Here is a 6,000-nt window from a genome sequence, read left to right on the forward strand (position 1 = left end):
ATCCTCCAAAATAGGAAGGAATCCGCCAAGCCTTATAGAATAAAGCACGCGTCAAACCATTTATTTTCAGGAGGGATGCAGTTTGAATAAAATGGACCTAGTGGGCAGCGTAGCCGAGAAGGCTAACCTCACCAAAAAAGAGGCCGACCGAGTAGTTAGCGCAGTGCTGGAAAGCATCGAAGAAGCTTTGGCCGCCGGCGACAAAGTCCAGCTGGTTGGGTTTGGTACCTTTGAGGTAAAGGACCGGGCTGCCCGTACCGGCCGCAACCCCAAGACCGGAGAAGAGATCGATATTCCGGCCACCCGGGTACCGGTATTTAAGGCGGGGAAAGCGCTTCGCGACGCCGTGGCTAAGTAAATTGTCCCTCTGCCAAATGGTCTGTTTTTCGATTGTCCCCATCGAAAATCAGGTTCGCCAACCCGTGAACCTGATTTTTATGTTTTGAACGTTGGCGGATAAGGCAAGGTGAATAAGCGTGCGCCTCGACAAATACTTACAGGTTTCGCGGCTGGTCAAGCGGCGCACCTTGGCCAAAGAACTTTGTGATGCTGGCCGGGTCCAGATTAACGGTAGGGTGGCCAAAGCCGGGGCGGAGGTTAAGGAAGGAGACGTTATCCATCTCGCGGTAGGTATGCGCTGGCGGCGAGTAGAGGTGTTGGCAGTGGACCAGGCGGCCGGGCGCAAGGGGCTCAGCTTCTACCGCCTTTTAGAGGAGGGGCGCATGAGCGACCTTCCCGGAGGAGACAATATCTCTGGTGATGGATAGGAGTGAGCTGGCGCCCCAATTTTAACCGTACCCGATCTAATTTGCTAAAGTTTGCCCTCCGGGCCCGTTCGGTCCTGCCCAGGGGCCGGCGGGCGGGAGTCTTGGTGCTGGCGGCTCTAATCGTCTTGGCCATCGGTATCCCCGGGGCGGTATTTCGCCTCCGGCCCCAGCCTAAGCCCATTCCCCTTCGCCCCGAGCCCATGGTTCGCCTTTATGTAAGCCAGACCGGGAATTATGTCACCCTGCCGATGGAGGAATATATCCAGGGAGTGGTGGCGGCGGAAATGGAGCCCAGCTGGCCGGTGGAAGCGCTGGGAGCTCAAGCCATCCTGGCCCGGACCTTTACCTTAAAGCGGATGGAGCAGGGCGGCGTGCCCTTGCGCCATGCCGATGCTTCCAGCGATCCTAAAGAATTTCAAGCCTACAACCCCAAGGCCATTAACGATAATGTCCGCCTGGCGGTGCGGGCCACCCGGGGCCGGGTGGCAACTTACAAGGGCGATTTCATTGAAGCCTGGTATCACGCCGATGCCGGCGGCCGCACCGCCGCCGTGCCGCAAGAAGGCATCAATCATAAAGGTACTGCCCCTTATGTAAAGAGCGTCTCCGACCCTGGCTTCTCCTCAAGCCCCCCGGAAAACCGATCCTGGACCGTAAGTGTGCCCTGGGAGGAGGTGCGCGACCGCATCCGAGCCTACACCGGCCGGGATCCGGGTCCCACCGCCGTGGCCCGTATAGCCAACCAGGGGAAATCGGGCCGGGCCATTACCGTACAGCTGGGAAACGTCATTATTAGCGGGGCCGACCTGCGCACCGCCCTGGGCACCAGGGCGGTGCGCTCCACCCTGTTTACCGATTTTGCCGTCCGTAACGGCAGGCTGGTCATAAAGGGCCGCGGCTTTGGCCACGGGGTAGGCATGAGCCAGTGGGGAGCAAAAGCCCTGGCTGAGAAGGGGCGCTCCGCCGAGCAGATCGTCCGCTATTTCTTCCGGGGCATCCGCATCGAATCGGCCTGGAAATAGCGGTTGGCGCTACGCCCTGTACCCCGGACTTAGTTCCCGCACCGTCCACCCGGCCATCTCGCTTGCCCCTGCGGAAACGGGCCGGGACCAGCTTCCGGGCAATCCACCGGTTAGTATGCTACCTCACCGGCCACCATGCCGCTTTCATAATCCTAAAGCAGTGGTGAATCCAGTATGCAGTATACTTCATTTTCCATGCAGGATTCCTGGTCCTAGTTACCGAACCATCAGGGGATTTGCCGAAATCGATAGCTCAGCCGCCCGGGGGTAGCCTAGGGGAACGAGACGGCCCTGGAGAAACGAGGGGCGATAGAGGTTGGCGTGCCAATACCGATAGCCGGAGGTAGAAGACCCTATGCAACCATTGCCGAGAGAAGTTAAGCCAGCGCATTTGATTCTCAATCCCTCGCGGGAGGAGCTTAGGAAACTTGCTTCCCATCATGAGCGCACCACCATCTACGGTAGCGCCAGCTACGTAACTAAAGTTCGTAACCGCAGCGCCAAGCTCACCTACATCGTTCCCCGAGAGGTGGAGCTGGGGGTCAAGCAGGCTCCCATCGATCCCGACCGGGCTTTGGCCATTGCCCAGGAAGTCCAGCGCTATTTGGCCGGGAGGGAAGTGGTGGCTTTGGACCGGACCATGGGCCAGCATCCCGACTGCCGCTTCAGCTGCCGGCTTTATATCACCCGGGAGTATGCCCGCATCGCCTACATGTGGCACGATACTCTCTTTCCGCCTCTCGCTAGTCCCGAGGCTCTAAGCTCGCCCAGCTTTCAGCCGGACATGGTGAGCATCTATGTGCCCGAATGGCCGGAACGCATCATCTTCCTGGACCCGGAGGCAGCCGTCACCTACATCCTGGGCACCGATTATTTCGGTGAGTGCAAGAAGTCCTTTTTGCGCATGGCCATGTACCTGGCCAAGAAGAAGGGGTGGCTGGGCTTCCACGCCGGCAGCAAGGTGCTAAGAGTAAAGCTAAACGGCGAGCTCAGGGAAGTCGGCTTCATCATGTTTGGCCTCAGCGGTACCGGCAAGACCACCCTCACCGTCCACGATCATGGCTTGGAACCTCCGGAAGGGGTCATCATACGCCAGGACGATGTGGTGATCATGAACGAGCGCGGCTACTGCTACGGCACCGAGGCCGGTTTCTTCTTTAAGACCGAAGGCCTGGAGCCCTCCCAAAGGGTGCTCTACCAGGGGGCAACTCTGCCCACCGCCATCCTGGAAAATGTCATGGTCTACGAGGACGGCACCGTAGATTTTCAGAACTATGAGCTCACCTCCAACGGCCGGGGAGTGGTAGCCCGGAGCGACGTGGCCAATACCGACGGCGAGATCGACCTTTTGCGGGCGGACAAGATCCTGTTCATCACCCGGCGCAAGGACGTGGTCCCGCCGGTAGCCAAGCTTTCCCCCGAGCAGGCGGCCGCCTTCTTCATGCTGGGGGAATCTATTGAGACCAGCGCCGGCGATCCCACCAAGGCCGGGCAGTCCAAGCGCGAGGTGGGCACCAATCCCTTCATCGTGGGACCGGAGGCTTATGAGGGTAACCGCCTGCTTGAGATCCTGCGGGCCAACCCGGATATCGAGTGCTTCCTCTTCAATACCGGCAGCGTCGGCGCCGGGGGAAGCGCCGCTCCCGAAGGGGAAAAGATCACCATCAAGATGTCTACCAGCCTGATGAAGCTCATCGCCAGCGGGAAGCTACGCTGGCGAAAGGACCTGGACTGGGGTTACCTGGTGCCGGATGTAGGCGAGATGGACGGCGGTACGGCGGCTAGCGCTGGCGCGGAGCTTGATGGCCTTGATCCCCGGTTATTTGACCCGTCCAGTTACTATACTCCCGAGGAATACCGGCGGCGGGTAGAGAGCCTGCGGGAAGAGCGGAGGAATTGGCTAGCCCAATTTCCGGGACTAGACCCGGACATTCTAGGCGCCATCGAGGCGCCCAAAGCGGAGGGTCAAGCTAGCGCCGACCATGCCTGCGCCGCAGCCGGGTAGGTCCTGCCGGCACCCACTCGTCTTTTCTGTCGGCGGCTCGCAATTTGTTAACAAAAGCCAAGGTATCGTCCTCTCCCGGTTTGCGATCGGGTGCTAGGTCACCTTCAATCAAACCGGGAGCATTTTTCATATAAGACAGTCGCCTTCGGCGTTTAAGCTCTCTTTCTGTTGCAGTAATTATGGAGACCACTCCTTTCATGATTTAGCATAAGTTTAGCATAGCTCAGGGCAAAACTTAAGGCTGATCCTCCACTTACGGTAACCTTTTTGGGTTGTTTTCACCCGAGCCGGTTGCGAACAGAAACCCTCTGCGGTACCATTAGTCGTAGCTGCTAGTGGTGGAGCTATATAGATAGGTGAGCGAGCATGAAGTATTCGCAAGCAGGTTTGGGGCGAGTTTTTATCCTCCGGCTGGAACAGGGCGACCAGCTACCGAATGTGATTGAGGATTTTGCTAGGACCCACCAGATTTCCTCGGCCCTGGTGTTGTTTTTAGGCGGAGCCGATGCGGGGAGTAAAATAGTGACAGGGCCCGAGGACGGTAACGCCCGCCCACCCGTGCCCATGGTCACCGATATACCCGGGGTTAGCGAAGCCCTGGGAGTGGGGACCATTTTTGCCGGCGCCGGCCAGACTCCCAAGCTGCATATGCACGCCGCCTTCGGCCGCGGCGAGGAAGCTAGGGCTGGCTGCACCCGAGCCGGCGTAGCTACCTGGCAGATCGGCGAGGTAATAATCCTGGAGCTGGTGGGCACTTCCGCCCGCCGGGAGGTCCACCCTGAGACTGGCTTTGAGCTGTTGGAAGTCTAAACGGCAGAAAGCGCGAGGAGGTAACGGGCCAACCGGCCTCAGAGCCCAGTCGCTGCCAGCACTTCGGGGTAGCGCCACCAAGGGACAAAGACACGAAGGCGCGACAGCAGGAAAGGCCTTGAAACATGAGCGAAACCAATGCGGTGGAGCGGGTACGGGAGTTTCTAGCCCGCTTTCCTTACGACATTCCCATCTATGAATTTGATGAGAGCACTTGGACGGCAGAGCTGGCCGCCCGGGCCCTGGGGGTGGAGCTAGGGCAGATTGCCAAGACGGTAATGTTTACCATCGGCGATTACCCGGTCCTGGTGGTGGCCAGCGGCGACGTCCGCATCAGCCGCAGCAAGCTCAAGCACCACCTGGGTCTGACCGGCAAGGTTAGGCTGGCCGATGCCGAGACCATAGCCGAGCTCACCGGCTTTGCCCCGGGCGGGGTCTGCCCTTTTGCCTTGAAAGAGCCGGTACCCATCCTGATTGATAAGAGCCTGGAGCGCTTCCCGGTGGTCTACGTAGCTACCGGCAGCCCCCATTCTGCTGCCCCCATGTCCTTGGACCAGCTCCTTACCATCACCGGTGGCCAAATGGCCGACGTAGCCGAGTAAAAAGCCGGGATGCCGCAAGCCGGCTAACGGCTTCCCCATTCTTGCATAACTTTGCTTAGCAGTGCGGTTGCTTCCTAAAGCTGCATATCTTCCATATCTAGCGTTACCATCTTCCCCCGCCGCTTTTCCGCGGTCTCCCGGTCAGTAAACGAGGCGCTGATTTATAGCTTCCCTGCCACCTTGGCCAAACACGGTTCCCAATACTTGGCAGTTCCTACTTGGAGAGGGTCGGTGGCTATGGTAGAATCAGGGCAAAGAAAGCTGCGGTAGGCTCAACCGGAGGGCGGAAAGATTGGGAACAGCCGCTCAAAAACGAGCAGGTCTTCTAAAAAAAGAGCTCAACCGGAGGGCGGAAAGATTGGGAACAGCCGCTCAAAAACGAGCAGGTCTTCTAAAAAAAGAGCTCAACCGGTTTATCCGCGAGGTTCCCGAGAAGATCGGGGCCGAGCGGGTCTTGGTATTTGGGTCCCTGGCCCAGAATACTTTTCACGAGTGGTCCGATCTGGATGTGGTTGTCATCGCTCATAGTACCGTACCATTCATGGACCGCATCGGACAAATATTGAAGCAGTTTCGCCCTAGAGTGGGGTTAGATCTTTTGGTTTATACGCCTGAGGAATGGGATCGTTTAGTCAAAGAGAGTTCGTTTGTAAAGGAAGAGATCATCAAGAAGGGAAAAGTAGTGTATGAAAGACCAAAGTAAGCGCTGGCTGGAGTTTGCGGAGGAAGACTTGAAGATGACGATATTCAATCCCGCGGACCCATAAGTGAGGCAAGCCCCCTCCGGATCGCCG

Annotated in this window: 7 protein-coding genes; all 7 read left to right on the forward strand. The window is 58.3% G+C overall.

From position 1 onward, the window contains the following. The first annotated feature begins 82 nt into the window (after positions 1-82). Positions 83-358 carry an HU family DNA-binding protein gene (locus H5U02_06110; protein MBC7342006.1) on the forward strand — a complete coding sequence of 92 codons (276 nt, stop codon included), beginning with the start codon at positions 83-85 and terminating at the stop codon, positions 356-358. 118 nt (positions 359-476) lie between these two features. Then, complete coding sequence (locus H5U02_06115) at positions 477-767, forward strand: RNA-binding S4 domain-containing protein (protein ID MBC7342007.1); 291 nt, start codon at positions 477-479, stop codon at positions 765-767. Between the two features lie 74 nt (positions 768-841). Continuing rightward, positions 842-1,789 (forward strand): SpoIID/LytB domain-containing protein, encoded by a 948-nt coding sequence (locus tag H5U02_06120; GenBank protein ID MBC7342008.1) that lies wholly within the window; start codon positions 842-844, stop codon positions 1,787-1,789. A 355-nt stretch (positions 1,790-2,144) separates the two neighbouring features. After that, the gene (locus H5U02_06125; protein ID MBC7342009.1) at positions 2,145-3,794 is read left to right on the forward strand and encodes a phosphoenolpyruvate carboxykinase (ATP); all 1,650 of its coding nucleotides are present in this window, start codon (positions 2,145-2,147) and stop codon (positions 3,792-3,794) included. A 366-nt stretch (positions 3,795-4,160) separates the two neighbouring features. Continuing rightward, positions 4,161-4,604, forward strand: a complete 444-nt coding sequence (locus tag H5U02_06130) for a DNA-binding protein (GenBank protein ID MBC7342010.1) — start codon at positions 4,161-4,163, stop codon at positions 4,602-4,604. A gap of 125 nt (positions 4,605-4,729) precedes the next feature. After that, the gene (locus H5U02_06135) at positions 4,730-5,206 is read left to right on the forward strand and encodes a YbaK/EbsC family protein (GenBank protein MBC7342011.1); all 477 of its coding nucleotides are present in this window, start codon (positions 4,730-4,732) and stop codon (positions 5,204-5,206) included. A gap of 358 nt (positions 5,207-5,564) precedes the next feature. Further along, on the forward strand, positions 5,565-5,909 hold the full coding sequence (locus H5U02_06140) for a nucleotidyltransferase domain-containing protein (protein ID MBC7342012.1): 345 nt from the start codon (positions 5,565-5,567) through the stop codon (positions 5,907-5,909). Positions 5,910-6,000 lie beyond the last annotated feature (91 nt).

This window comes from Clostridia bacterium (assembly GCA_014360065.1).
GTDB lineage: Bacteria > Bacillota > DSM-521 > Neomoorellales > JACIYF01 > JACIYF01.